The sequence below is a fragment of the Dellaglioa sp. CoH-56-MRSF-14 genome (assembly GCF_056782115.1).
The window spans coordinates 249210-272071 of record NZ_JBXAYB010000001.1; the positions used below are offsets into that span (position 1 = coordinate 249210).

Annotated in this window: 22 protein-coding genes; 6 read left to right on the plus strand and 16 right to left on the minus strand. The window is 33.9% G+C overall.

Going from position 1 to position 22862, the window contains the following annotated elements; translation table 11 throughout:
* Positions 1 to 163 precede the first annotated feature (163 nt).
* The 7 genes from nagA to AC1RPX_RS01150 all read right to left on the minus strand — a co-directional run bounded on the left by nagA (position 164) and on the right by AC1RPX_RS01150 (position 5910).
* Complete coding sequence (gene nagA, locus AC1RPX_RS01120) at positions 164 to 1309, minus strand: N-acetylglucosamine-6-phosphate deacetylase (protein ID WP_481761030.1); 1146 nt, start codon at positions 1307 to 1309, stop codon at positions 164 to 166.
* 75 nt (positions 1310 to 1384) lie between these two features.
* Entirely contained in the window at positions 1385 to 2236 is an 852-nt protein-coding gene (locus AC1RPX_RS01125) for a PTS system mannose/fructose/sorbose family transporter subunit IID (protein WP_481761031.1), read from the minus strand.
* Complete coding sequence (gene agaW, locus AC1RPX_RS01130; RefSeq protein ID WP_481761032.1) at positions 2226 to 3020, minus strand: PTS N-acetylgalactosamine transporter subunit IIC; 795 nt, start codon at positions 3018 to 3020, stop codon at positions 2226 to 2228. The genes AC1RPX_RS01125 and agaW overlap by 11 nt, the downstream gene beginning before the upstream one ends.
* 36 nt (positions 3021 to 3056) lie before the next feature.
* On the minus strand, positions 3057 to 3545 hold the full coding sequence (gene agaV / locus AC1RPX_RS01135) for a PTS N-acetylgalactosamine transporter subunit IIB (protein ID WP_481761033.1): 489 nt from the start codon (positions 3543 to 3545) through the stop codon (positions 3057 to 3059).
* A gap of 22 nt (positions 3546 to 3567) precedes the next feature.
* On the minus strand, positions 3568 to 4737 hold the full coding sequence (locus tag AC1RPX_RS01140; protein ID WP_481761034.1) for an AgaS family sugar isomerase: 1170 nt from the start codon (positions 4735 to 4737) through the stop codon (positions 3568 to 3570).
* A 13-nt stretch (positions 4738 to 4750) separates the two neighbouring features.
* Positions 4751 to 5170: a PTS galactosamine/N-acetylgalactosamine transporter subunit IIA gene (gene agaF / locus AC1RPX_RS01145; protein WP_481761035.1), complete on the minus strand. Its 420-nt coding sequence runs from the start codon at positions 5168 to 5170 to the stop codon at positions 4751 to 4753.
* A gap of 14 nt (positions 5171 to 5184) precedes the next feature.
* Complete coding sequence (locus AC1RPX_RS01150) at positions 5185 to 5910, minus strand: GntR family transcriptional regulator (protein ID WP_481761036.1); 726 nt, start codon at positions 5908 to 5910, stop codon at positions 5185 to 5187.
* 511 nt (positions 5911 to 6421) lie between these two features.
* Here AC1RPX_RS01150 and AC1RPX_RS01155 point away from each other — a divergent pair.
* Both AC1RPX_RS01155 and AC1RPX_RS01160 read left to right on the plus strand, forming a co-directional pair.
* Positions 6422 to 6661 (plus strand): hypothetical protein, encoded by a 240-nt coding sequence (locus tag AC1RPX_RS01155; RefSeq protein WP_409021786.1) that lies wholly within the window; start codon positions 6422 to 6424, stop codon positions 6659 to 6661.
* 30 nt (positions 6662 to 6691) lie between these two features.
* A complete protein-coding gene (locus AC1RPX_RS01160; protein ID WP_481761037.1) occupies positions 6692 to 8107 on the plus strand; it encodes a glycoside-pentoside-hexuronide (GPH):cation symporter in 1416 nt (471 codons plus the stop codon).
* Between the two features lie 50 nt (positions 8108 to 8157).
* Here the strand turns inward: AC1RPX_RS01160 and AC1RPX_RS01165 are convergent, their stop codons facing one another.
* A complete protein-coding gene (locus AC1RPX_RS01165; protein WP_481761038.1) occupies positions 8158 to 8751 on the minus strand; it encodes a YdeI/OmpD-associated family protein in 594 nt (197 codons plus the stop codon).
* Positions 8752 to 8769: 18 nt separating this feature from the next.
* Entirely contained in the window at positions 8770 to 9441 is a 672-nt protein-coding gene (locus AC1RPX_RS01170; RefSeq protein ID WP_481761039.1) for a YoaK family protein, read from the minus strand.
* A 176-nt stretch (positions 9442 to 9617) separates the two neighbouring features.
* On the opposite strand from AC1RPX_RS01170, the gene AC1RPX_RS01175 reads away from it, so the two are divergent.
* On the plus strand, positions 9618 to 11465 hold the full coding sequence (locus AC1RPX_RS01175) for an FAD/NAD(P)-binding protein (RefSeq protein ID WP_481761040.1): 1848 nt from the start codon (positions 9618 to 9620) through the stop codon (positions 11463 to 11465).
* 210 nt (positions 11466 to 11675) lie between these two features.
* Positions 11676 to 12086, plus strand: coding sequence for a peptide deformylase (locus AC1RPX_RS01180; protein WP_481761041.1), 411 nt, complete (start codon positions 11676 to 11678; stop codon positions 12084 to 12086).
* A 51-nt stretch (positions 12087 to 12137) separates the two neighbouring features.
* Here AC1RPX_RS01180 and AC1RPX_RS01185 read toward each other — a convergent pair whose 3' ends face one another.
* The 3 genes from AC1RPX_RS01185 to AC1RPX_RS01195 all read right to left on the minus strand — a co-directional run bounded on the left by AC1RPX_RS01185 (position 12138) and on the right by AC1RPX_RS01195 (position 15555).
* Positions 12138 to 12881: an SDR family oxidoreductase gene (locus AC1RPX_RS01185; RefSeq protein ID WP_481761042.1), complete on the minus strand. Its 744-nt coding sequence runs from the start codon at positions 12879 to 12881 to the stop codon at positions 12138 to 12140.
* Positions 12882 to 12990: 109 nt separating this feature from the next.
* A complete protein-coding gene (thiD, locus tag AC1RPX_RS01190) occupies positions 12991 to 13806 on the minus strand; it encodes a bifunctional hydroxymethylpyrimidine kinase/phosphomethylpyrimidine kinase (protein WP_481761043.1) in 816 nt (271 codons plus the stop codon).
* A 189-nt stretch (positions 13807 to 13995) separates the two neighbouring features.
* The gene (locus AC1RPX_RS01195) at positions 13996 to 15555 is read right to left on the minus strand and encodes an MFS transporter (protein WP_481761044.1); all 1560 of its coding nucleotides are present in this window, start codon (positions 15553 to 15555) and stop codon (positions 13996 to 13998) included.
* A 357-nt stretch (positions 15556 to 15912) separates the two neighbouring features.
* Between AC1RPX_RS01195 and AC1RPX_RS01200 the strand changes: the two genes are divergently transcribed.
* Positions 15913 to 16314: a pyridoxamine 5'-phosphate oxidase family protein gene (locus tag AC1RPX_RS01200; protein WP_481761045.1), complete on the plus strand. Its 402-nt coding sequence runs from the start codon at positions 15913 to 15915 to the stop codon at positions 16312 to 16314.
* A 51-nt stretch (positions 16315 to 16365) separates the two neighbouring features.
* Here the strand turns inward: AC1RPX_RS01200 and AC1RPX_RS01205 are convergent, their stop codons facing one another.
* Positions 16366 to 17169, minus strand: a complete 804-nt coding sequence (locus tag AC1RPX_RS01205) for a Cof-type HAD-IIB family hydrolase (RefSeq protein ID WP_481761046.1) — start codon at positions 17167 to 17169, stop codon at positions 16366 to 16368.
* A gap of 151 nt (positions 17170 to 17320) precedes the next feature.
* Entirely contained in the window at positions 17321 to 19135 is a 1815-nt protein-coding gene (locus AC1RPX_RS01210) for a glycerophosphoryl diester phosphodiesterase membrane domain-containing protein (RefSeq protein ID WP_481761047.1), read from the minus strand.
* Between the two features lie 151 nt (positions 19136 to 19286).
* Between AC1RPX_RS01210 and AC1RPX_RS01215 the strand changes: the two genes are divergently transcribed.
* The gene (locus AC1RPX_RS01215) at positions 19287 to 20174 is read left to right on the plus strand and encodes a polysaccharide deacetylase family protein (RefSeq protein ID WP_481761048.1); all 888 of its coding nucleotides are present in this window, start codon (positions 19287 to 19289) and stop codon (positions 20172 to 20174) included.
* Between the two features lie 86 nt (positions 20175 to 20260).
* Here the strand turns inward: AC1RPX_RS01215 and AC1RPX_RS01220 are convergent, their stop codons facing one another.
* Both AC1RPX_RS01220 and AC1RPX_RS01225 read right to left on the minus strand, forming a co-directional pair.
* Entirely contained in the window at positions 20261 to 21700 is a 1440-nt protein-coding gene (locus tag AC1RPX_RS01220; protein WP_481761145.1) for a catalase, read from the minus strand.
* 222 nt (positions 21701 to 21922) lie between these two features.
* Positions 21923 to 22837, minus strand: a complete 915-nt coding sequence (locus tag AC1RPX_RS01225; RefSeq protein WP_481761049.1) for a GRP family sugar transporter — start codon at positions 22835 to 22837, stop codon at positions 21923 to 21925.
* Positions 22838 to 22862: the final 25 nt, after the last annotated feature.

Consider the following 22862-nt stretch of genomic DNA (forward strand, 5'->3'; position numbering starts at 1 on the left):
CGTCCTTTATTATTTTTTTACTTCTCTCATCCACTTATAATTCTATCTTTGAAGAATATGAAAAGGTTTTTAAAATTTCATTTTTTACATACCAATTAAAAATAACTTAACAATCATAAATACCGTTTACTCCGACTAGCTCTTAATAAAGAATCAGTTAATATCATTTTTTATATTTTAAAGTACCATTTAAATATGTTTCCTCAAAATTTAAATCATGATCTAAAACAATGAAGTCAGCATCTCTACCTGCCGCAATACTTCCGCACTTATCATCAATTCCAACGCTTCTAGCGGGCACATAACTAGCCATTTGGATTGCTTCTTCAGGAGTAGAAATATTCCAATCAACAACATTTTTAACTGCTTCCATTAATTTTAAGACACTACCAGCTAAACTTCCTGACTCTAACCTTGCGGCGCCATCTTTAACAACAACTGGGAACTCACCTAATGTATAATTTCCATCAGGCATTGCACCAGCACGCATACAATCAGTTACTAATACAATGTGGTCTGCTCCTTTAACGTTAATTAAAATTTTAGCAGATGCCGGATTAACATGTTGACCATCACAAATTAGTTCATCATAGACACTACTTAATGACATTGCTGCGCCAACCATCCCTGGCTCTCTATGATTAAGTGGGCTCATTCCGTTATACGTATGAACGAAAATAGATGCACCAGATTCTACTGCAGATTTAGCTTGATCAAACGTAGCATCACTATGCCCCAATGCTACTTTGACCCCTTGTTTAGTTAAGGCCTCAGTAAATTCTTTAACACCCTTTCGCTCAGGTGCAATCGCAATTTTTCGAATAAGTCCATGCGCTAATTTTTGCCAATGCTCAAAAATATCTATACTTGGATCTAAAAAGTATTTAGGATTTTGCGCACCTTTGTGTTTTTCAGTAAAAAATGGACCCTCAAAAAAGATACCCTGTATTTTTGCACCACGTACTTCACCATGACGCTTACCAAAGTCAGAAATAACTTCGTTCAACGTTTCTGGAGCTGCCGTCAATGTTGTCGGCAGAAATGAAGTAACGCCACATTCTAATAAACCTTCAGACATCATTTTTGCGCCCTCAAAATCGTTATCCATCACATCATATCCCTTTAAACCATGGACATGTGTATCTACAAGCCCTGGTGCAATCCATTTACCCGTATATTCTTTGATATCACCATCAGGTTTTTCTTGTTGATAATCACCAAATTTACCATCAATAATTGCCAAGTACCCTTCATTTTCAACCGTGTTTTTCAAGAAAAACTTATCTGCATGAATATAATATATTTCCACCAGTAATGCCTCCTATATTATTTTTGTTAAAAAGAAACTAGCCCATTATCCATAGTCTAGTTCCGCAGGCCTCTTCTAGAATAACTTGAAGAATGCACCTACTAAGCCAACAACTACTGTGAGCCCAATCAACATCAATGGAGATTTACCTTTTTTCAACATCCAGTAACAGAAGAATGTATAAAGAAGCGGTAATAATGCCGGCATCACTTTATCAATAACACCTTTTTGTAAATCAATATCAATTTTCCCAGCATGAATCACAACACCAAATTTAAAGTTAACGTATGTTGCAACCAAGGCTCCAACAACAGTTAATCCAACTATCGACGCAGCACGTGATATTTTTTTTGTATTTTCCTTCATACTCGAAATAGCACGAGTACCAGTTCTATACCCATAATTCATTAACCAGAATAGTAACCCAAAATGCACTGCATTAAAGACAACAAGGAATAAGATCGGTCCAAGTGGATTTCCATTCATTGATAATGAAACCCCAACTCCGGCTGTAATAGGTAGCAACGTTAACCAGAACATCGCATCCCCAATACCACCTAAAGGTCCCATCATTGCTACTTTGATACCACGAATAGTTGATCTATTTTCTTTATTTTCTTCCATTGCTAAAATAACACCTTGAACAAATGTTACTAAAAATGGATGTGTATTAAAAAATTGTAAATGATCAAGCATTGCATATGAGAAATCTTCTTTATCTTTATGAATTTTTTTCAATCCAGGAATTAAACTATAAGTCCACCCACCACCTTGCATACGTTCATAATTAAATGAAGCCTGTAAAAGTAGTGAACGCCAAACCATTTTGTTTAAATCTTTTTTTGTAATTACCTTTTCAACAGTAGGATCGTTATAAGTATCTGGGATCACAACATCATTGCGATCAAATTTCTTTTTAGATGCCATCACTATAGTCCTCCTCTTCATTAACTGTTACGGTTGCTACTTTTTTTCCACCATTATCAGATTTTGCTCCACCAATAAAGAAATCATAAGCAGCGATTGAAATACCAATGATTGCGACTCCTAAGATTGGTAAGTTACCATATGCTGCAACAACAAATCCAATTGCGAAGAATGGTGCGTACGCTGTCTTCCACATAATTTTTAACAACATGGCAAATCCAACAGCTGGCATAATACCACCGGCCGTACTTAATCCTGTTAAGATCCATGCAGGAACGGCTTCAACCATTCCTTGCGCTTTACTTGCACCGAGGAAGATTGGTAAGAACGCCATAATGAAGTAGAAAACAAACAAGATTAGCGGACCCATGTAGTTCAATCGATCAATTTTCTTATCATTACCTTCCATCGCGTATTCATCCATTTTATGCATAACTGGTGAGTAAGCTGTAAATAGTAATGTAACTAAACCTTGTACGGCAACTGCAAATGGTACGGCAATACCAACTGCTAATGTTGGTGTTTGATGAGCAATAATTGCAAATGCGGTTCCCATAATTCCACCAATAACAACATTAGGTGGCTGTGCTCCAGCAAGTGGAACCATTCCAGCCCAAACTAATTCTAATGTACCACCAACAATTAAGCCGGTTTGAAAATCTCCTAATATTAGACCAACTACTGCACCAGTAACGATTGGTCTATGAATATGTGTTAAACCACTATACATATCGATACCGGCAATACCAGCCCATAGTCCAATTAATAACGCTTGTACTAACATATAAATTTCCTCCTTTTTATTATTATATTTACGTTTTTAATATTCTTTCAGTAAGCGCATCATATCTGATGCCTTTTCATTCGGAATACCTTGAACCTCTAGTTCAACACCCAAATCATGCATTTTATTGAATGCTTGAACATCGGTATCATCGACTGAGATAGTTGCCGATAATTGTTTCTTCCCTTCTGAAAAATGTAAATTACCAATATTTACTTTCTTAATTGGGACACCTCCTTCAATAATTTTAGCCATGTCTTCTGGCGTACGAACAACTAATAATATTTTTTGTTTATCCGAGGCTTTACCAATAATACGAATCGTTTTTTTAATATCGAAAAAGCGGATTCCAACAGTTTCAGGAATAACCATCTCCATTAAACTTTGCTGTACATCATCTTTAGAAACCTCATCATTCGCAACTACAACTAGATTAGCGTCAATCGTATTAACCCATGTCATACCAACCTGTCCATGAACAAGTCTGTTATCAATTCTTGCAAGTAAAATGTTTGGTGTTGTCATAATAAATTCCTCCTTGAAATTTTTATTTATAGGCATGTAAAGTTACACCTTTAACTACACGATTTACGGTACCGCTTGGTGAAGGTGTATCTGGTGTGTTTCCCACTTTTACTGAACTTAATAATGAAATAGTTTGCGCATACATAACATCAGCAAGAGCCAGATATCCTTCTGGTAAAAGGGCATCTCCTGATTCAAATGTGAAACGATCACCACTAAAGTTATTCTGTCCCTCAATATCAATCCCAATTACTTTAGCGGCAATTTTATCTCCACTCACTTCTTCTAAAATATCAATATCGTATTGACGTGTATATTCTTGATTGTTAACAAATACAAAAACTAATGTTTTCTCGTTGACGAACGATTTAGGTCCATGTCGGAACCCCATTGAAGAATCAAACATTGTTGTTAGCTTACCTGCCGTTAGTTCAAGAATTTTCAACTGTGCCTCTCTTGTTAATCCCGATAAACTTCCGGACCCAAGATAGACAACCCGATCAAATTCCATATCAATAACAGCTTTTATTTCAGCTTCACGTTTAATCACTTCATGACCCATTGCAATAATAGTCTCAACATATTTTTCTTTAATATCCTTACGTGTTGTATCAAAAATTAATAACGCTGAGAGTGACATACAACTGTATGATCCAGTCATTGCAAATCCCTTATCATTAGACAGCGCAGGCATCATCAATAACAAATTACGTTCGTCATCTTTTGTACCAACAGCAAGTTTCCCTTCCGGAGCACAAGTAATTGTAATTTGATATAAATTTTTAATTATTTTTCTTGAAATTTCAACAGCGGCAACACTTTCAGGACTATTACCACTCCTAGCAAACGAAACTAAAATAGTCGTAGCATCTGGTACTAAATAATCATATGGTGCAGATACGATATCGGTTGTTGGAATACTTTCAAACTGATAATTTGCACGATCCCCGTGGTTACTTAAGTATGGTGTTACAGTATCACCAACATAAGCGGATGTTCCTGCTCCTGTAAAAATGACCCGAATCAACCCGTTCGAGGTAGATTTAACTGATTTTAAAAATGTCTTTATTTCGTCTGACTTTTCACTAAAATTATTAAATGCCTCAGTCCAAAGTTCAGGTTGTTGTTTAATTTCACCTGTTGTAATATTTGCGCCCATTATTTCCAACTCTTTTTCATTCTTCTCAAACATATTAAGCTCTCCTTTAGATGCCATTATCATCTATTTCTACTCTTTTTTTTGTTTCAAATTGCATAATACCTTTTTTACCAGCATCCAGTGCTTTCTCCATAAACGCGCTCATGTTCAAATCCCGGTTAAATAACATATCTAATAACATCGGTATATTCGATCCTGTTAAAACGCTTACATTATTATGCAGTAATTTTATTTTAACTGCTTCATTAAATGGTGTTCCTCCAGGAATATCAGTAAAGAAAACTATTCCATCTAAGCCGTTTAATTTGTTAAGCGCTTTCATATAGTCGCCGCTTAAATCTTCCGCGGTCATTCCTTGTATAAAATCACAAAGAATAAAATTTTCTTGTTGTCCGGCAATAAGTTCAATATTTGATCCCATTCCAGTTGCAAAGTTCCCATGTCCAGCTACTACCATACCAATCATATAATTATCCTCCCTTATTTATTGTGTCGAATATGATAAGTAAATTTATCACCCCTCGCAATACTCAACGTAAATTCAATTACTTCATTTTTTGTGTTATACGTCGTTCGCTCTAATTTAAGAACAGGTGCACCTTCATAAAAATTTAATAAAGTTGCATCATTGCCTGCCATAACACCTGCTGTTAAAGATTCATCAGCCGTTTTTACAATCTGGTTATAATCATCTAAAAAAATGACATACATCGCTTGCTTATTTAATGTCTCCACAGTTAAAGAGGGAAATTTAGCATACGGTAAGTAAGTTCTCTCTAACATCATTGGTTCATCTGATGCAAGTCTTAATCGTTTTAATTTAATTACCTTGGTACCAACTTCAACTTTTAAACCTTGAGCAATAAACTCATTAGCACTAATAACATCAAAGCTAATTATTTTACTACTCGGTTCTTTATCAAGGGAAACCATTTGTTCTGTAAAACTAAACGTTCCCCCTAAATCAGTCTTAATTTTAGCGATATTCGACACAAATGTTCCTTTACCATGTTGGCGATATACATAACCCATTAGTTCTAACTCATTTAGTGCTGTTCGGACAGTCGTACGACTCATATCGTAAGCAATAGATAAATCACGTTCAGACGGTAATTTATCATTCACCTTTAGATTCTTTTCAATTTCTTCTTTTAGCGTATCTACTAATTGATCATAGAGTGGACGCTCATAATTACCGTTTAACATTACTTTTCCCCCAAGTGGTTACTACCACATACATAATATATTATTTTTAAAACTCTTTGTCAATAGTTATTTTTATATTAACTATTATTAAATCATTTGTATTTTCAACATTGGTACCTACCATTAATCATGTTTTTTAATTCCCCCCTTCTAAAGTAATCATATTTCACTTTAAAGTTATAGATTATTAGCGACACACTACTTCGCTGTATAAAATTATCGTGACCGATATGACTTGCTTTCTAATTATATCAATTAAGCATAACTTTTATTTATTAGATTCTAAACTCATATAAATTCTTTCTACAATAAATACGTAAGGGTACTAAAAAGTTACTTTAGTCTAAATAATATACATCTAAAATAAAACGTTTACATTTTAGTAAAAGTTTAGTAAAATGTAGTTGTTAACTAAAAGAATGCGTTTTCACGTTTATTATTTTTATGTTTTGCTATTATGAATAACAATTTCTTTTACCAAAAATCTATTATATAGGAAGAGGTCATTAGAATGGATACAAATAAATTAACGATTGATGCCGAACGATTTGCAGCTGCAATTATTGCCGGAAATCCTAAGCAAACAAATGAAGATAACAAGATATATATTAAACGTCAATTGACGTTATACCTTGAATCAGTTTTGTTAGTTAATGATTTTAATTCTTTAGAAGAAAACCAATTAGGTTCTGCTAAAGAAAAACAACGTCAAGCAATTTTAGATAAGATTATCGAACACAGATATAACTAATTTTAACTACACTCGAAAGGAATTAAACTAATGAAAAATTCTAAAGATTTTAAACAATATGCTTCATATGCCTTTGGTGCATTTGGACATGATGCCTTTTATGCAACACTTAGCACTTATTTTATGATTTTTATTACAAGTCAATTATTCGTTACAAAGGATGCTGGTTTCAACGCTAAAATGATTGGTTACGTCACAACTATGATGGTTGTTATTCGAATTGTTGAGATCTTTTTTGATCCTTTAATTGGTGGCGTTATTGATAATACTCGTACTCGTTGGGGGAACTTTAAACCATGGTTACTAATCGGTTCAATTGTCAGTTCAATTGGATTAATCCTTATTTTCACTGATTTTGGTGGTTTAGCTACAAGCAATCCTTATCTTTACTTAATTCTTTTTGCCATTGTTTATATCATTCTAGATAGTTTCTATTCATTTAAAGATATTTCATTCTGGTCAATGTTACCAGCTCTAAGTGTCGAATCAGAAAAACGGACTAAATTTGGAACAATTGCTCGTTTTGGTTCAACATTAGGTGCTCAAGGTGTTATTATCGTTATCGTCCCAATCGTTGTCTTCTTTTCAAAAATGTTCTCAGGTACAACTGGTAATACACAAACAAAAGCAGGTTGGTTAGGTTTTGCTATTGTTATCGGTTTGGTTTCATTCTTAGGTGCTTTAGCAACTATTTTAGGAACTAAGATTGAAAAAAATGCAATTCGTGAAAATACTGAAAAAGTTCGTTTCCGTGATGTTTTCAAAGTTATCGGTAAAAATGATCAGTTAATGTGGTTATCATTATCATATTTCCTTTTCGCTTTTAGTTATGTTATTACAAATTCACTTTTGATTTACTACTTCAATTATGTTTTAGGTAGTGCAGCTGCATTTACTACTGTTGGTGTTCTAACAGCAGTCTTAGGAATTATTTCAGTTTCATTGTTCCCAACTTTAGTTGCATTGGTTCATCGTCGTGCTATCTACCTTGGCGGAATCGCTGTCATGCTATTGGGTTACATTCTCTTCCTATTTGCTGGTACTAACCTTGTTGTTGTCTTAATTGCTGTTGGCTTATTCTTCTTCCCATATCCACTTGTTTTCTTAGCAGCATTGATGACAATTACGGATAGTGTTGAATACGGTCAATTAAAGAGTGGAACACGTAATGAATCTGTTACTTTAGCAGTTCGTCCTTTGTTGGATAAATTAGCTGGTGCCTTCGCTAATGGTGTTGTTGGTTTTGCCGCAATCCAAGCTGGTATGACAGGTAGTGCTAAACCAAGCGATATTACAAACAGTGGTTTACTACAATTCAGAATGTACATGTTCTTCGTTCCAATGGCCTTAATAATTGTTGCTGCTCTTATCTTTATGTCAAAAATTAAATTGACTGAAGCTAAACATGCTGAAATCGTTACAGAATTAAAAAAGAAATTAGATTAATATAATTAAAAAAACAGCGATCAGATAAAATCTGGTCGCTGTTTTGCTGTCTAATCGTTAAGTCCTTTACCATCAAGAATTTTCGGAATATATTTAATAATTCTAGCCTCACGCGTTTCTGTTTTTTTAGCATCTGCAAAATAACGTGCATACGTTTTTTGACGTCCAAGCGTTAACGTTTCAAAAAATTCTTCCAATTCTGGCATTTCATTCATTTTTTTCTGGAATTCCACTGGCAACACTAATTCAGTTGGTTTACCCTTAGGAACCTTTAACCCAGCCTTTTCTGCATTAATTGCTTGTTGAATGTAATCACTTATCTCTACTTTTAAATCAGTAACATCTTTTAAGCTATGAAATCTAATTTGGCGACCAACCTCAGTATGTTCGCCCGTTGGAACTAAAATACCCTTACCATCATCAATCAGAGTTCCTTTTAAGAAAAGTAATGCCATATACTCTTTAAATCCTTGAATTAAGACAATATTTTTACCATTTAGTGTATAACAAGGTTTGCCCCATTTAAATTCTTCAGTCAGTCCCGTTTCGAGTGCAAGTTCTCTTAACTGTGTCATTTCTTCTTTCCATTGTGTTGCTTTTTCTAAGTGTAAATCAACTTTTGGATTCTTTTTAATTTCTGTCATTGTCTTAACCCCTTTATTTTATAATCTTTTTTCTGGATTTAATTGTAGCCCAATCAATGAACATAACAAGAAAAATGCAGCTAATAATATCGTTTTAGTTCCCATTATCGGTACCATAGCACCCATAGAAATTGCGCCAAAAAGAAATGCTAAGACGACACCCAACATCCGCCAACCTTTAGCCATTGCGATTATATTACCTTTAACAATTCCGTCATAAAAACTTTCAGCCATTGTCCTCAAATTACCCGTCATCATAAATGACGTAAAAGGTCCTCCGTTGATTTGTCTAAATTCTTGAAGTTGAGCTGCTGCAACCATTGAAATGATTCCTGTAGATAACTGTGCTGGCCAATTTCTTGGAATAAATGCAACAATAATTAAAAGGATCGTCTCAATACCGATAACAAATCGTTGTCGTTTATTAATTGAATCTTCTTCTTTAAATCGATGTTGCAGATTTCTAGTTATAATAATACCAATCATAAAAGCAAAAATTGGAATCAGATGATCGAATATGGCCCCCCATTTCATTTGGCCCATATCAATACCTAATATAATTAAATTTCCGGTTTGCATACCAGCGAAAACACCATCATGTACGATATAGGTATACGCATCAAATCCCCCGCCGGCAAATATTAATCCAGCGAACAGTACCCTATCCAATAGTGACATTGGTTTTTTCATCAAATCCTTCTTTCAGATTGTACTTAAAATATTCTTTCAAATTAAGTATACTAAATTATCAGAAGTTAACAAGAATATACGATTAATTTTTACTATTAAAGACGTTATCAAGCGATTTTTTCTGTTTTAAAGTTTATAATGAAATTAGTTTTTATAAGACAAGGGAGATTACTTTTATGCATTTAGCCATTATTGGTGCCGGACCACGAGGTCTGATTACACTTGAACGACTCATTGCTTGGCAACAAGCAGATCCTTCAAATTCACCACTTACTATTGATTTATATGATCCATATGGTGTTGGTGGGCGCGTATGGTCACCAACTCAACCACACGAATTAATCATGAATACCGCAGCTCAACAAATTAGTTTATTCTATGGAACAAGCGTCCAATCTATTGGTCCAGTTATCCCAGGACCAAACATTTTCGAATGGGCTCAATCTGATGCTCATGATTTTATCGAAATAAATAATTATTCAGCGGATTTTTTAACTGAAATTAAAGATTTACATCCAAACGATTATGCAACAAGAGCACTTTTTGGTGTTTATATCCAATGGTACTACGCTGAATTACTTAAACGTGCCTCTAACAATATCACAATTAATTTGAATAAAAGTACGGTTACACAAATTTCAAAAAAAGCTGATCAATTTGAAATCACAACCGCCTTACCTTCAGTTAGCATCGTTGACTATGTCGTAATGTCTTTAGGTAATCTTGAAAATGAATTATCTGTCGGACAAAAAAGATTTGATACATTCGCTACAGAAAACAAGTTAACTTATGTTTTACCAGGCTTTCCAAATGAAACAAAACTAGATCATATCACGCACGAAGATACTGTTATTTTACGTGGCTTAGGTCTTAGCTTCTTTGATTTAGTGACCCGTTTGACTGTAGGCCGTGGTGGTCTATTTAAGCGATTAGAGAACGGGCAACTACAATATCAAGCAAACGGTAACGAACCTCACATTGTGGCAGGTTCGCGTCGTGGATGGCCTTATCATGCCAAAGGGGATAATCAAAAATCACCCGGCGAAGAAACTCAAGCTCATTTTTTAACGGCGGCTAAAATGGCAGTTTTCATGGAAAATGGTACCGTTTCTTTCAATGAATTTTGGACCTTATTAAGTCATGACGTTGAATATCAATATTATTCATTACTTGTCGCACAGAATTATCCAAAAATCGATTTAACAAAATTCCAATTAGCTTTCTTAAAAGATCCTAAAGTAACCGTTGAGCGATCAATTATTCTTGAAGAAGATCGCTTTAATTGGGATCATCTAGGAAATCCAATGACTAAAAAACCTAATGAAGATTTCAAAGCCGTTATGTTAGACCATTTACAAAAAGATGCAGTAGATGCAAAATTAGGTACTAAGACCGGACCATTGACCAGTGCTCTTGAGGTTTTACGTGACTTACGTCTTCCGGTTAGACAATTAATTGATAACCGTCTCTTAACAGATGATGACTATTTAACTAACTTCTTAGGCTGGTTTAATTCATTAAATAACTTTTTAACAATCGGGCCTCCTACCATTAGAGTTGAACAATTACGGGCACTCGTTGAAGCTGATGTTGTTACACTATTAGAACCTGGAATGGTCGTCGATACTAAAGATCATCAATTTGAAACATATAGTGCAAACCAACCAGATCAACGCTACTTAGCAACAACTCTAATTGAAGCACGCGTTCCTGCTGTTCATGCGACAACAGCAACAAGTCCTTTAATAAAACAGTTACTCGATACAAAAATCGCCAATCCTTTAATTTTAAATCCAACTAAAGGTGATTCTGTTATAGATGGCGCAGTCAACGTTGACCCTGTCAGCAATTTATTACTAGATGAGCATAAGACACCGCAACCTGGTTTATACTTCTGGGGTGTTCCGACTGATGGTGTTCATTGGCTAACAGCTGCAAGTCCAAGACCTTTTGTAAATGATGTTAGTTTACGCACAGCTAATGATATTGTTAAAGCTATTTTTACAGAAGAGTCACATAAATAATAATTAAAAAAGTGAATCATACCCTATATTGAGAATAGAGTATGACTCACTTTTTTAATATCTTTTACCTATTAAATTGACGTTAATTAATCCTAAAATAATAATTTTCTACTTGAGGATAACATTATATTCTAAATCATGATAAAATCATTAACTAGATATCCATCAACATTTCTTTATTAATTATGCTACTTAAATCAAAGGAGAAAAATGATAAAATCAATTATGCACGATGAAATATTTCTCGCACAAAAAGCTGAGATTGCAACTAAAAATGATGGCTCAATCGTAACCGATTTATTAGATACATTAGAAGCAAATAAAGAGGTTTGTGTTGGAATGGCTGCCAATATGATTGGTGTGAATAAACGAATTATCGTTTGCCAATTTGGTAATCTAAATGTTCCCTTTATTAATCCTAAGATTACAAAAAAATCTGGACGTTACAACGTCAATGAAGGTTGCCTTTCGTTGACTGGCGAACGTCCAGCACAACGATATGATTCCATTACAGTTGATTATTTAGACAAATCATTTCAACCACAAACCCAAAAGTTTTCAGGTTGGATGGCACAAATCATTCAACACGAAGTCGATCATTGTGAAGGTATTATCATCTAAATGAAAAAATCTCGAGAAAATAAATTCTCGAGATTTTTTTATTATTTAAATTTAAGCTTGAGCAGTTGGATAAATCGTAAATTCATTAACATTAACTTCTTCTGGTTGATCAATGGCAAACTTAACCACGCGTGCAATTGCGACCGGATCAATTCCAACTTGTTCATAAAATGACGACATCCCTGAAAGGGTTTGTTCATCCGTAATAGTATTTAATAATTCTGTGTTAATTGCTGCTGGATATAAGGTTGATGTTCTTATATTTGTTTTTTCCATAGCACTTTCTGTCCTTAGAACTTCCATTAAATTACGGACAGCAAATTTTGTTGCGCCATAAACACCTGCATCTGGGAATGATTTAATGCCTGCAACAGATGATGTTGTAATAACATGTCCATGTTTTTGTTCAATAAATATAGGCAACACTGCAGCAATTCCGTTCAATACACCTTTGATATTGATATCAATCATATCATCCCATTCATCCGTTTTTAAAGCCGATAAGGGCGAGTTAGGCATGATTCCAGCATTATTGAATATAACATCTATCCCACCAAAAGTTTCTTGTGCTAAAGTAACTAAATTCTTAACGTCACTTGCCTTAGTGACATCAGTAACGGCATATGTTGCCTGACCACCATTCTTTTTAATTTCTTCAACAATCTTTGCTAACTTAGCTTCACGACGAGCACCTAAAACGACTTTAGCCCCACCTTCAGCTAACATTCTGGCCGTTGCTTCACCAATACCACTTGATGCTCCTGTAATAACAACAACTTTATTTTCTACTGACATATCATTATCCTCCAATTTAATTAGTATGTTTACATTACTCTTTAAAGTGCACTCTAAGTCAACAAAAAAAGACTCATTTTTATACAAAATAAAAGTGAGTCTCTAGTACCTATTTATTTAAACGGTAAGCAGCGTGATATAAAGGGCCTACGTATTCATTAAATGCAAAACCTGATTTAATTCCAGCAGTTACAAAATCTTTTGCTTTATAGACAGCTTCTTTAACTGACAATCCGTTTGCAAGGCCCGCAGTTATGGCCGCTGCAAATGTACATCCTGCTCCATGATTATAAGCAGGCGTTATCTTTTCAGTTTCTAAAACCTCAAATTGAGTTCCATCATAAAATAAATCAAGCGCCTTTTCACCCTTAAGAGCTTTACCGCCTTTAACAACGACATTTTTTGCACCTAACTCATGAATCTTAATAGCTGCTTGTTTCATGTCGTCAAGTGATTTCAAAGTTCCCATTCCAGATAAAACACCAGCTTCAAACAAATTAGGCGTTGTGACTGTCGCAATTGGGATCAATAAATCACGGATAGCATCAGCTGCTTCTGGATTTAATACTTCATCTTCACCTTTACAAACCATAACAGGATCAATCACAACATTCTTAATCTCTTTTTCTAAAATGCTTTCACGAGCTACTTCTGTAATTGCAACACTACCAAGCATCCCTGTTTTCATTGCAGCAATATCTCCGCCGGCACCTGTCGTTTTCAACTGTGCTTTTACTAATTCAGCATCCATAACAGTTACGTTATGTGCCCATCCAGCATCTGGATTCATGGTAACAATTGAAGTTAGCGCAACCATACCATAAGTTCCAAACTCTTCAAATGTTTTCAAATCTGCTTCCATACCAGCGCCACCACTTGCGTCGCTACCAGCAATTGTTAAAACCTTAGGAATTATTTTCGTCATTACTAATCTCCCTTTTATTGGATGATTTATTTTTAAATTAATATTATTTTATCATACGCCTTGTTATAAACAGCGATACTATTAGGAGTCTTACGCTTCAGAAATATATCGGTATCATTAAAGAGCCACTCAAAATTTTAAATGACAGCTTTCACTTCTTATAAACCTAATGACATAAAAAAAGTTTTTTTATTTATCTAATTTTTGATCGACACTTTTTGTTTCTCTTAATAAAAAGACTGCTGCTAGAATTCCAATAATCATAATGACCAATGATGTTAAAACAACTTGAATCATGCCTTTATCAAAAGCTGTTAAAACAATCTTTTGAACTTTATCAGCATAAGGAGTCGCTATTATTTTTTGACTCCACGCAACCATATGTCCAGAAAATGCTCCTGCATTTACTAAGGCTTGCTGAATACCCGTTGCAGCTACACTAGGAATATGACTATCACTAAAACCAGTGCTCAAACTTGATTCATATGCTTTAGTTTGTGCTAAACCAAGAATTACAACGCCTACTGTTATTCCAATTTGACGAAAAACATTCAATAAACCAGATGCCATGCCAATTTCTTTTGGATTAATATTATCCATAGCAGCAGTATTAATCATCGGATTAATAATAGCGTTACCCAATCCAGTTAATACAAGAAGCGGAAGTAATTGCATGTAGGTAAAGTCCGTTGTTGTTACCTGGCTAAACGTAAATAAACCAAGTGAGGCAACGATAAATCCAAGTGAAATCATCCACTTTTTACCAAACTTGTATCCTAGAACTCCTGTAAAAGGACCTAAGACAAGCGACCATAAACTCATAGGTAGTTGATGTAATCCCGTGGAAAAGGCTGAATATCCCATATAATTTTGCATTAAACTTGTTTGATAAGCGGCTAACGCAAAGATACCAGCACCAAGTGCAAATGCAAGAATTACAACACCAACAAAATGACGATTTGTTAATAATGTTAAATTCATCATTGGCGATTTAACTTTTAACTCTACAAAAACAAAGGCAGTTAAGATTAAAATTGATGCAATTAACCATCCCATAACATGCATATCAGTCCAAGCCCAATGCATATGTTGTTCTTTTTGAATTAAGCCATAAATACCAGCAAATAATCCAACTGCTGAAAGAATCATTCCTATAAAATCAATCGATTCCCCAGCGCCATATGCAGGTGTTTCTTTAACATTTCTAATAACCAAATAAATCGCAATGATACCGACCGGTAGATTAACAAAGAAAATTGAAGGCCAACCAAAGTTCTCAACTAAAAATCCACCAACTAAAGGTCCGATTGCTGTTGAGAATCCAATAACTGATCCTAAAATACCAAGTGCTGTCCCACGTTCTCGGCCTTCAAAGTTAGACGCAACTAACGCCATTGATAAACTCATCATTCCTGAACCACCAATTGCTTGAACTGCTCGACCAAAATCAAGAACTAATAAGTTTGGTGCAAGCCCATTTACAACAGATGCAATCGTAAACAAAATTGTACTAGCGATGAAGACTTTTTTTCGTCCAAACATATCACCTAATTTTGAAACAATTAATAAACTGACTGCATACATTAACGTATATGCATTTAATATCCATTGTAAATCACTAAATGTTGTTTTAAAATCAACTGCCATACTTGGTAAAGCAACATTTACAACAGTAACATCTAAAAGGCCCATAAAAACACCTAAACTCATAGCGAACAATGCTACCCAACGATTTGTTGCTTTTTTCATTTTTTATTCTCCTTTTGTATATCTTTAATTTGCTCCACTACACCAATATAATTCATACCACATATTTTAAAGCAATAAGTTTCATTCCATTTAGAATCATGGACGACCATTTTTCCAATACCAATCGTAACTTATATCCTGACATATTACGACTCATTAGTACTGTTAAAATTAATAATCTATACATATCACTTTAGCGTCTTTCTTCGAAGTCCTTTTAGAAATCACTATTAGACTCATATAAGTATAGTTTTTTTAGCCCTATTTGCAAGTTTTTTGTAAAGCTAATATTTTGCCAATATACCTTAATCATGATAAGTTTTACTTATAATAAGTAAATAAAAAGGAGATTTTATAATGGCAAAATTAACAGAAGATATGAAAAAAATGATTCCTGAACAACTTAATTTTCTTTCAACCGTAGATGAAAATGGGTTCCCACAAGTTGGTCCTAAAGGATCAATGCGTGTTTTTGATGATACGCATTTGATTTATAATGAAGAAACAGCTAAACATGCATTACACAATCTTCAAAATAATGGCCGTGCAGCTGTTGCTGTTATAGATCGTCCTAATCTAAAAGGCTTCCGGTTTGAAGGCACAGCACATTTAATTGATTCCGGTAAAATTTTTGACGATGCTGTTAAATTTGGTGAAGAACGCCATTTACCAAAAATGTACTATGCTGTCATCATTGATGTTGAACGTATTTACAAATTAGATGCTGGCCCAACTGCTGGTGATTTAATTGCTGATTAAATATTAAGACAAAAGGACTAAATCCCGTAAATGGGATTTAGTCCTTTTGTCTTATTTTTGAGCTAATTGTTCTAAAATAGCTAATCCAACACCATCTTCATCATTCTTTTTTGCATGATGATTAGAAATATCTTTATTAATTTGATGACCATTCTCCATTGCATAACTGATACCTGCAGCTTTTAACATCGATATATCATTCAAATTATCGCCAATTGCCATCACTTCTGACATAGGAATACCCATACTATCAGCAAATTTTTTCAACGCAATCCCTTTTTGTGCATTAACATGATTAACTTCAAGATTATTATCCCCTGAAGAAGTCACAATGAGTGTTTCATTTTCTTCAATTTTATTTTTTAAAACAGATAAGTCATCTGATTCATCCGTTTTTCGAATAAGAAATTTAAACAAATCTATTTCAGAATCATCAATAATTTCACTGTAATCGTCTATATAATGAATAGGATTTAAGTTTAATTTGATAACCGCTTCATCATATTTAAGAGGATCATCTGAATAAACACCTTTTGACGTCATAACTTTGAAAAAGGCATGTTCATTCTTCAAAAATTTAATGAGTTTTTGTGCCTCTTTTTTTGATATTGGAAAACTATTAATTTGTTTGCCTTCCTCAGTTACCGTAGCGCCCCCATTATAATTAATCATCGGTGCACTAATACCTGCTGCGTCAATTAAGGGTTTTACCTCATCATAACTTCGTCCAGTGGCAACAACAAAAGTCACTCCCATTTCTTGAGCCTTCTTAATAGCCGCTGCGTTACCCTTCGAAATACTATTTTCATTATTTAATAACGTGCCGTCCATATCTGATGCGATAATTTTAATCATACTTACTAGACACTCCTCTGATTTCAGTTTAGTAGCAACTTAAGCATAGCATGCCACCTAAATAGTGTAAACGTTAACATCTAGACAAAATTAAAAAAGACTACTAATCTATAGTAATCTTTTCTAATTTATGTTTCCTAACCTAACTAATTTAATTATCGATTGTTATGCTAATTCCCGTTAATCTATTTGAGAATATTGATAATTTACTTGCATAACTTGGATGATCATTATTAGCTTGAACAACTTGTTTAAGTGTACCAAAGTCATCCGTAATAATACCATCAACGTTCATAAATAACATCTTTTGCATAATCGTTTCATCATTTACAGTCCAAGCATAGACATCCTGGTTCTTATCATGTGCCTTGCTCACAAATGAGTCATCTAGAGTTGTAGCTTCCATAGTGTACGCATTTGCTGGTGTTTCTGGAAATGATATATTATATGGAATAATAAAACTGATATAAAGCTTTGGTGCTTGTTTTTTTACTTGTGAAACAACATCATAACTTAAAGAATGAATTCGATCCTTATCAGCTAATAGTCTTTTTTGATATTTTTTAACAAAGTTTTTAGTCATATTGGGACTATCTTGCGGAGATACTTTGATTTCAACTAATAATTTTTGATGATTCTTCTCTGCTGCCTTTAAATATTCATCGAAACTTGGAATTTTAGCTGAATAACCATTTTCACGAACAGTTAATGCTGTTAACTCGGATAATGTTAAATCATGTACTGTCCGATTAACATTCGCTAAATTTTCCAAATTTGGATCATGCATAACAACAAATTTATGGTCTTTTGTTTCTTGAATATCCATTTCGATGTAATCAGGTTTCTCTTTAGCTGTTTTTTCTAAGGCAGGAATGGTATTTTGTACACCATTTCCATCATCAACTCCACGGTGAGAAATAAGAACTGGATAGTCATTTAGCATCCCCTTTAAGTAAACATAATTATAAATAGAAGCTGTCCCTGCAACTAGTATCAGGAGAACAACGACACTAACTTTCTGTAATTTAATAAAGCGTTTCTCTTTATAGAATGTTTCTTGAACGGGTTTCAAATGCGGTTGTTGTTCTTCAAAAACATCTAGCGCAATACCTAACAACATAGTCACACTTAAAGCTAATACGATTTGTCCTAAAATTTCCAAAATAAACAGATTAAACATCACAATCATAAATGCTTGATTTTGAAAATGATTATCTACATAGTTCTGAATTAGGAACAAACTAATTTGAACAATTCCTGATATAAAAGCTATAGAAGCCGTAATTACTAATCCTTTTGTGACGGTTATCCAAAATTTGCCACGTCCAGCTTCCCAACTTTGTTTAATTAAATGACCGATTCTTTTTTCTGAACTAAACAACATAGTTGGAATAAAACTAATTAATCGGATAGAGAAGAAAAATGCTACACCATAGACTAAAAGTATTGGGCCCCAGATAGCTGGACTTGTCCACATATCTTGAAGAATAAAATCTGGAATAGTCACCTTATTTAATAAAGTAGATGTAAATAAGACTTGTCCAAATGGTAAAATTAAAACGAAGTAAAAAATAACGAGCAACGCTGTTAAAGGACGTAACTCTAAAACGTCATGAATTGATTGTTTTAATAATGACTTAAATTCAATTTTTAAATCATAACGAATAGCTTGAATACCCCTGATCATGAAAGACATTTGAATATAAACAATACTTAATATAACTAATATAACAAGGATAAACTCAATTAATAATATAGGTTTATCCTCAATAACCGAAATAATGTTAGTATAGGTTAAATATTCGACTTGGTTACTACTAAGTATCTGGCTTACCACCCAAGTTAAGATTGGTTGTACCACTGCAGATAAAATATAATTAGTAACAACTACTAAAATAAAATACAATTTCCAGTGTTGAAAAAATTCCTTATAACTTTGATTTAAAAAATGAAATGTTCTACGCATATTTTCCCCCAATTAAATATTTAATATGTACTTTATACTATCATAGCCTTACCTTTTTTTACATTTATTGACTTTATCCGCGTAAAAATTGAATCTTACTACCTTAGCGTGGTAAATTAGATAGTATCGTTTCTCATAAAAGGAGTTCATCATGTTAAAACATAAAAAAGGTTGGTTTATCTTATTATTCTTAGTCCTAATCGTCTCTATTGGTTCATTATTCTTTTTCATTCAAAATTCTCACTCCGTTTCCAATACTAATCACCAAAAAAATAGCTCTAAAAAGGTAAGTTCATCTTTACCCAAGAAAACTATTAAGAAAAATAAGCTCATTTCAAATACTAAAATAGACAGTTCGCATTGGAAATCATTTAAGGGCCAGACCGAATTTCCAATTTTAATGTATCATAGTATTTCTGTTGGAAATTCACTTCGTATTCCTGAAGCACAATTTGCCCATCAAATGCAGTGGCTTAAAAAAAATGGTTACTACACGTTATCACCTGCTGAAGCTATCGAAGTTTTTAAAACACATAAAAAACCTGCTAATAAAATTGTTTGGATTACTTTTGATGATGGTTACAAGGATAACTATGAAAAAGCTTATCCTGCTCTCAAAAAATATCATCAAAAAGCAACCATCAACTATATTACAAGCCACTTTGGCCACATAAACAAACTAACTATGCCACAAATGAACGAGATGCGAAAATCAGGTTTAGTAAGTATTCAAAGTCATACTGTCCATCATGAGGAACTTAATCAGATGACCGATGCACAACAAACTTTTGAATTTAAGAATTCGAAAAAATGGCTAAACAATAAATTTCATCAAGAGACATCAATTATTTGTTATCCAGTTGGTCGCTTCAATAACCAGACCGCTAAACTTGCTAAAGATGCAGGCTACAAACTTGGTCTAACGACATTACCAGGACTCGCTAATGAAAGCCAAGGACTATTCACCTTGCATCGTGTCCGTATCTCACCCGATTTATCAGATATTTCTTACAAGTATCTTTTAGAACACGGCATGTAAACAACACAAAAAAAAGGAATAAATCGCTGTTTGATTACAGTGATTTATTCCTTTTTTTTGTTAAACATTTTAATACACCGAAAGAATTATTTAATTAAGCTTAGTTCTAACCCTAATGCTTCTGCGACACGTGTTCCGTATTCCTTATCAGCTTGATAAAACTGTTTAGTTTCACGAATCTTTATCTCAATATCTTTAACTTGTCCCAGATTTAATTTAATATTTTCAATTAAACGTGCTTTTTCATCAGTAGGTAACAATCGATATAATTTACCGGCAGCAGTATAATAATCCTCATTTACTGAATAGTTGCCTACTTTTCCATCCAATGTATCACCATGAACTTCTGCATGGCGATTTTCTTCAGGTCCACCTAAACTGTTGGGCTCATAGTTAACATCACCGTTCTGATTTTGCGCCATTAAACCATCTCGTTCATAATTATGAACCTCATTTTTAGGACGGTTAGTTGCCAATTGTTCATAGTTAGCACCTAATCTATATCTTGCAGCATCTTTATAACCAAATAAGCGTCCTTGGAGTAATTTATCTGGTGAGGCTTCAATTCCTGGAACGAAGTTAGCTGGTGAAAATGCTAATTCTTCAATATCTTCAAAATTATTTTTTGGATTTTCATCTAAAACCATTTGGCCAATTTCAATTAATGGATAGTCCTTTTGCGAAATAACTTTCGTAACATCAAAGATATCTTGCGGATAGGCTAATCCTGCTTTGTAAGGCACAATTTGTACGGCTACTGTCCAACTGGGGTAATCTTGATCCTCAATCGCATTATACAAATCATTTTGTAAGTAATCAGAATCTTTTCCTCTTAATTCTTCAGCAACCTCATTACTTAAATTATGAACACCTTGGTTTGTTTTGAAATGATATTTAACCCAAAATTGTTCACCTTGCTTGTTTACCCATTTAAAAGTATGACTTCCATAACCGTGCATCATTCGGTAACTAGCAGGGATCCCACGATCACTCATAAGCATTGTTACTTGGTGAACTGTTTCAGGTGATAACGACCAGAAATCCCACTGCATATCCTGACTTCTAGCATGCGTTTTTGGGTCACGCTTTTGGGAATGTATAAAATCTGGGAATTTCAAAGCATCATTAATAAAGAAAACGGGCGTATTATTACCCACAATATCGTAGTTACCTTCATCTGTATAAAATCTTACTGCAAATCCTCGTACATCTCGATAAGTATCCGGATAACCTGCCTCACCAGCTACTTGTGAAAAACGGGTTATGACTGGCGTTTTCTTGCCCAAACCATTGAAAAGACCTGCCATAGTATAATCACTCATATCTCTAGTTAATTCAAAATAGCCTTTAGCCCCTGCCCCTTTTGCATGGACCACTCTTTCTGGAATACGTTCTCGATTAAAATGTGCCAATTTTTCTAGTAATTGGTAATCTTGAACTAAAACCGGTCCACGAGCCCCAGCTGTTTGTGAATTTTGATTATTCGCCCATGTTTGACCTTCATTTGTTGTTAAATCCCCCATGATGATTCCTCCTATTATCTTATTTATAAGTCCAATCCTAGCACCTAAACTGATAATTACAATTATTTTGACTTTTATAACTTGAATCGGAAAGTAGGTTTTAAATATCATAGTGAGTTCTAGTTAATGTTTATTTTTTTATCATTTTATGACATTTTAAATCAAATAATAACAAAAAGCCTTGATAACATAGTATTGTTATCAAGGTTTTAAAATTAATTTTATCTAGTTTTTTAAGAAAACTGTTACAGAAGCCGCAATTACAATTAGTATAAGACCAATAATAATAACTAACCATTCTTTACCCGTTTTTTTAGTGCGCATAACGACAATTCCTGAAATCGTTGCTCCAACAATTGAAACTTGTGAAAGGACGAATCCAGTTGCCAATCCAAGCATTGCAGGTTGAGCTGAAACTAAATAACCCAATGCTGCCATTGCAAAGAAGAAACCAGAAAAAATTTGTTTGTACGTAACACTTTGTGTAAAAATGTTATTTTTATTTTTCGTTAATTCATAAATTCCAAGAATTAATCCAAATGCTGCCATCCCGATAGCTTGTGCTAAAAACATATGCATACCATCAGTATTTTTAGTATATTGTGGAAGGATACCATATAATGAATAACCAACTTGGGCAATCAATAAGACACCAACTGCCTTTGTAAGTAGTTCTTTATTTCCAGCTGATTTCTTTTCTTGATAAGTTGTCATATAAGCTCCAACCAAGATAACAAATACAGCGATGAATCCATATAATTTTGATGAAACTGGACCCCAGTTACCAAGCATTACAACACCCCAAACTACATTTGCTGTAATTTGGAAAGCTGTTGAGATTGGCATTGCTTTAGCAGAACCTAAAGCATTTCCATCCTGATCTTTCATCCCAAAAGCCATAATAGTTAAAACATTTCCAAAGGCCCAAGCTGCCCCTGAGAAAAATGCTAACCAAAAATTAGAACCTTGTAACATGGGCATTCCCATGACTAATGAAAGGACGATTGCAACAATCAAAGTTCCCCATGTTGCTCCAAAAATACCTTGAACTGGTTTACCGCCAAAATATGATACTAAAGTTGGATATGCACTCCAACCAATAATTGCTAAAAGTGAGAAAAATAATCCTAACATATTCATTTTTATATCATCCTATCCTTATATT

Excerpts from the sequence above, each read along its gene's own strand:
- AC1RPX_RS01210 (WP_481761047.1), bottom strand. The coding sequence starts at position 19,135 with ATGCGTAGAACATTTCATTTTTTAAATCAAAGTTATAAGGAATTTTTT.
- agaW (WP_481761032.1), bottom strand. The coding sequence starts at position 3,020 with ATGTTAGTACAAGCGTTATTAATTGGACTATGGGCTGGTATTGCCGGT.
- AC1RPX_RS01175 (WP_481761040.1), top strand. The coding sequence starts at position 9,618 with ATGCATTTAGCCATTATTGGTGCCGGACCACGAGGTCTGATTACACTT.
- AC1RPX_RS01170 (WP_481761039.1), bottom strand. The coding sequence starts at position 9,441 with ATGAAAAAACCAATGTCACTATTGGATAGGGTACTGTTCGCTGGATTA.
- AC1RPX_RS01155 (WP_409021786.1), top strand. The coding sequence starts at position 6,422 with ATGGATACAAATAAATTAACGATTGATGCCGAACGATTTGCAGCTGCA.
- AC1RPX_RS01200 (WP_481761045.1), top strand. The coding sequence starts at position 15,913 with ATGGCAAAATTAACAGAAGATATGAAAAAAATGATTCCTGAACAACTT.
- AC1RPX_RS01215 (WP_481761048.1), top strand. The coding sequence starts at position 19,287 with ATGTTAAAACATAAAAAAGGTTGGTTTATCTTATTATTCTTAGTCCTA.
- AC1RPX_RS01150 (WP_481761036.1), bottom strand. The coding sequence starts at position 5,910 with ATGTTAAACGGTAATTATGAGCGTCCACTCTATGATCAATTAGTAGAT.
- AC1RPX_RS01185 (WP_481761042.1), bottom strand. The coding sequence starts at position 12,881 with ATGTCAGTAGAAAATAAAGTTGTTGTTATTACAGGAGCATCAAGTGGT.
- AC1RPX_RS01165 (WP_481761038.1), bottom strand. The coding sequence starts at position 8,751 with ATGACAGAAATTAAAAAGAATCCAAAAGTTGATTTACACTTAGAAAAA.
- AC1RPX_RS01180 (WP_481761041.1), top strand. The coding sequence starts at position 11,676 with ATGATAAAATCAATTATGCACGATGAAATATTTCTCGCACAAAAAGCT.
- agaF (WP_481761035.1), bottom strand. The coding sequence starts at position 5,170 with ATGATTGGTATGGTAGTAGCTGGACATGGGAACTTTGCAACTGGAATG.
- AC1RPX_RS01225 (WP_481761049.1), bottom strand. The coding sequence starts at position 22,837 with ATGAATATGTTAGGATTATTTTTCTCACTTTTAGCAATTATTGGTTGG.
- AC1RPX_RS01160 (WP_481761037.1), top strand. The coding sequence starts at position 6,692 with ATGAAAAATTCTAAAGATTTTAAACAATATGCTTCATATGCCTTTGGT.
- agaV (WP_481761033.1), bottom strand. The coding sequence starts at position 3,545 with ATGACAACACCAAACATTTTACTTGCAAGAATTGATAACAGACTTGTT.
- AC1RPX_RS01125 (WP_481761031.1), bottom strand. The coding sequence starts at position 2,236 with ATGGCATCTAAAAAGAAATTTGATCGCAATGATGTTGTGATCCCAGAT.
- AC1RPX_RS01205 (WP_481761046.1), bottom strand. The coding sequence starts at position 17,169 with ATGATTAAAATTATCGCATCAGATATGGACGGCACGTTATTAAATAAT.
- thiD (WP_481761043.1), bottom strand. The coding sequence starts at position 13,806 with ATGACGAAAATAATTCCTAAGGTTTTAACAATTGCTGGTAGCGACGCA.
- AC1RPX_RS01195 (WP_481761044.1), bottom strand. The coding sequence starts at position 15,555 with ATGAAAAAAGCAACAAATCGTTGGGTAGCATTGTTCGCTATGAGTTTA.
- AC1RPX_RS01140 (WP_481761034.1), bottom strand. The coding sequence starts at position 4,737 with ATGTTTGAGAAGAATGAAAAAGAGTTGGAAATAATGGGCGCAAATATT.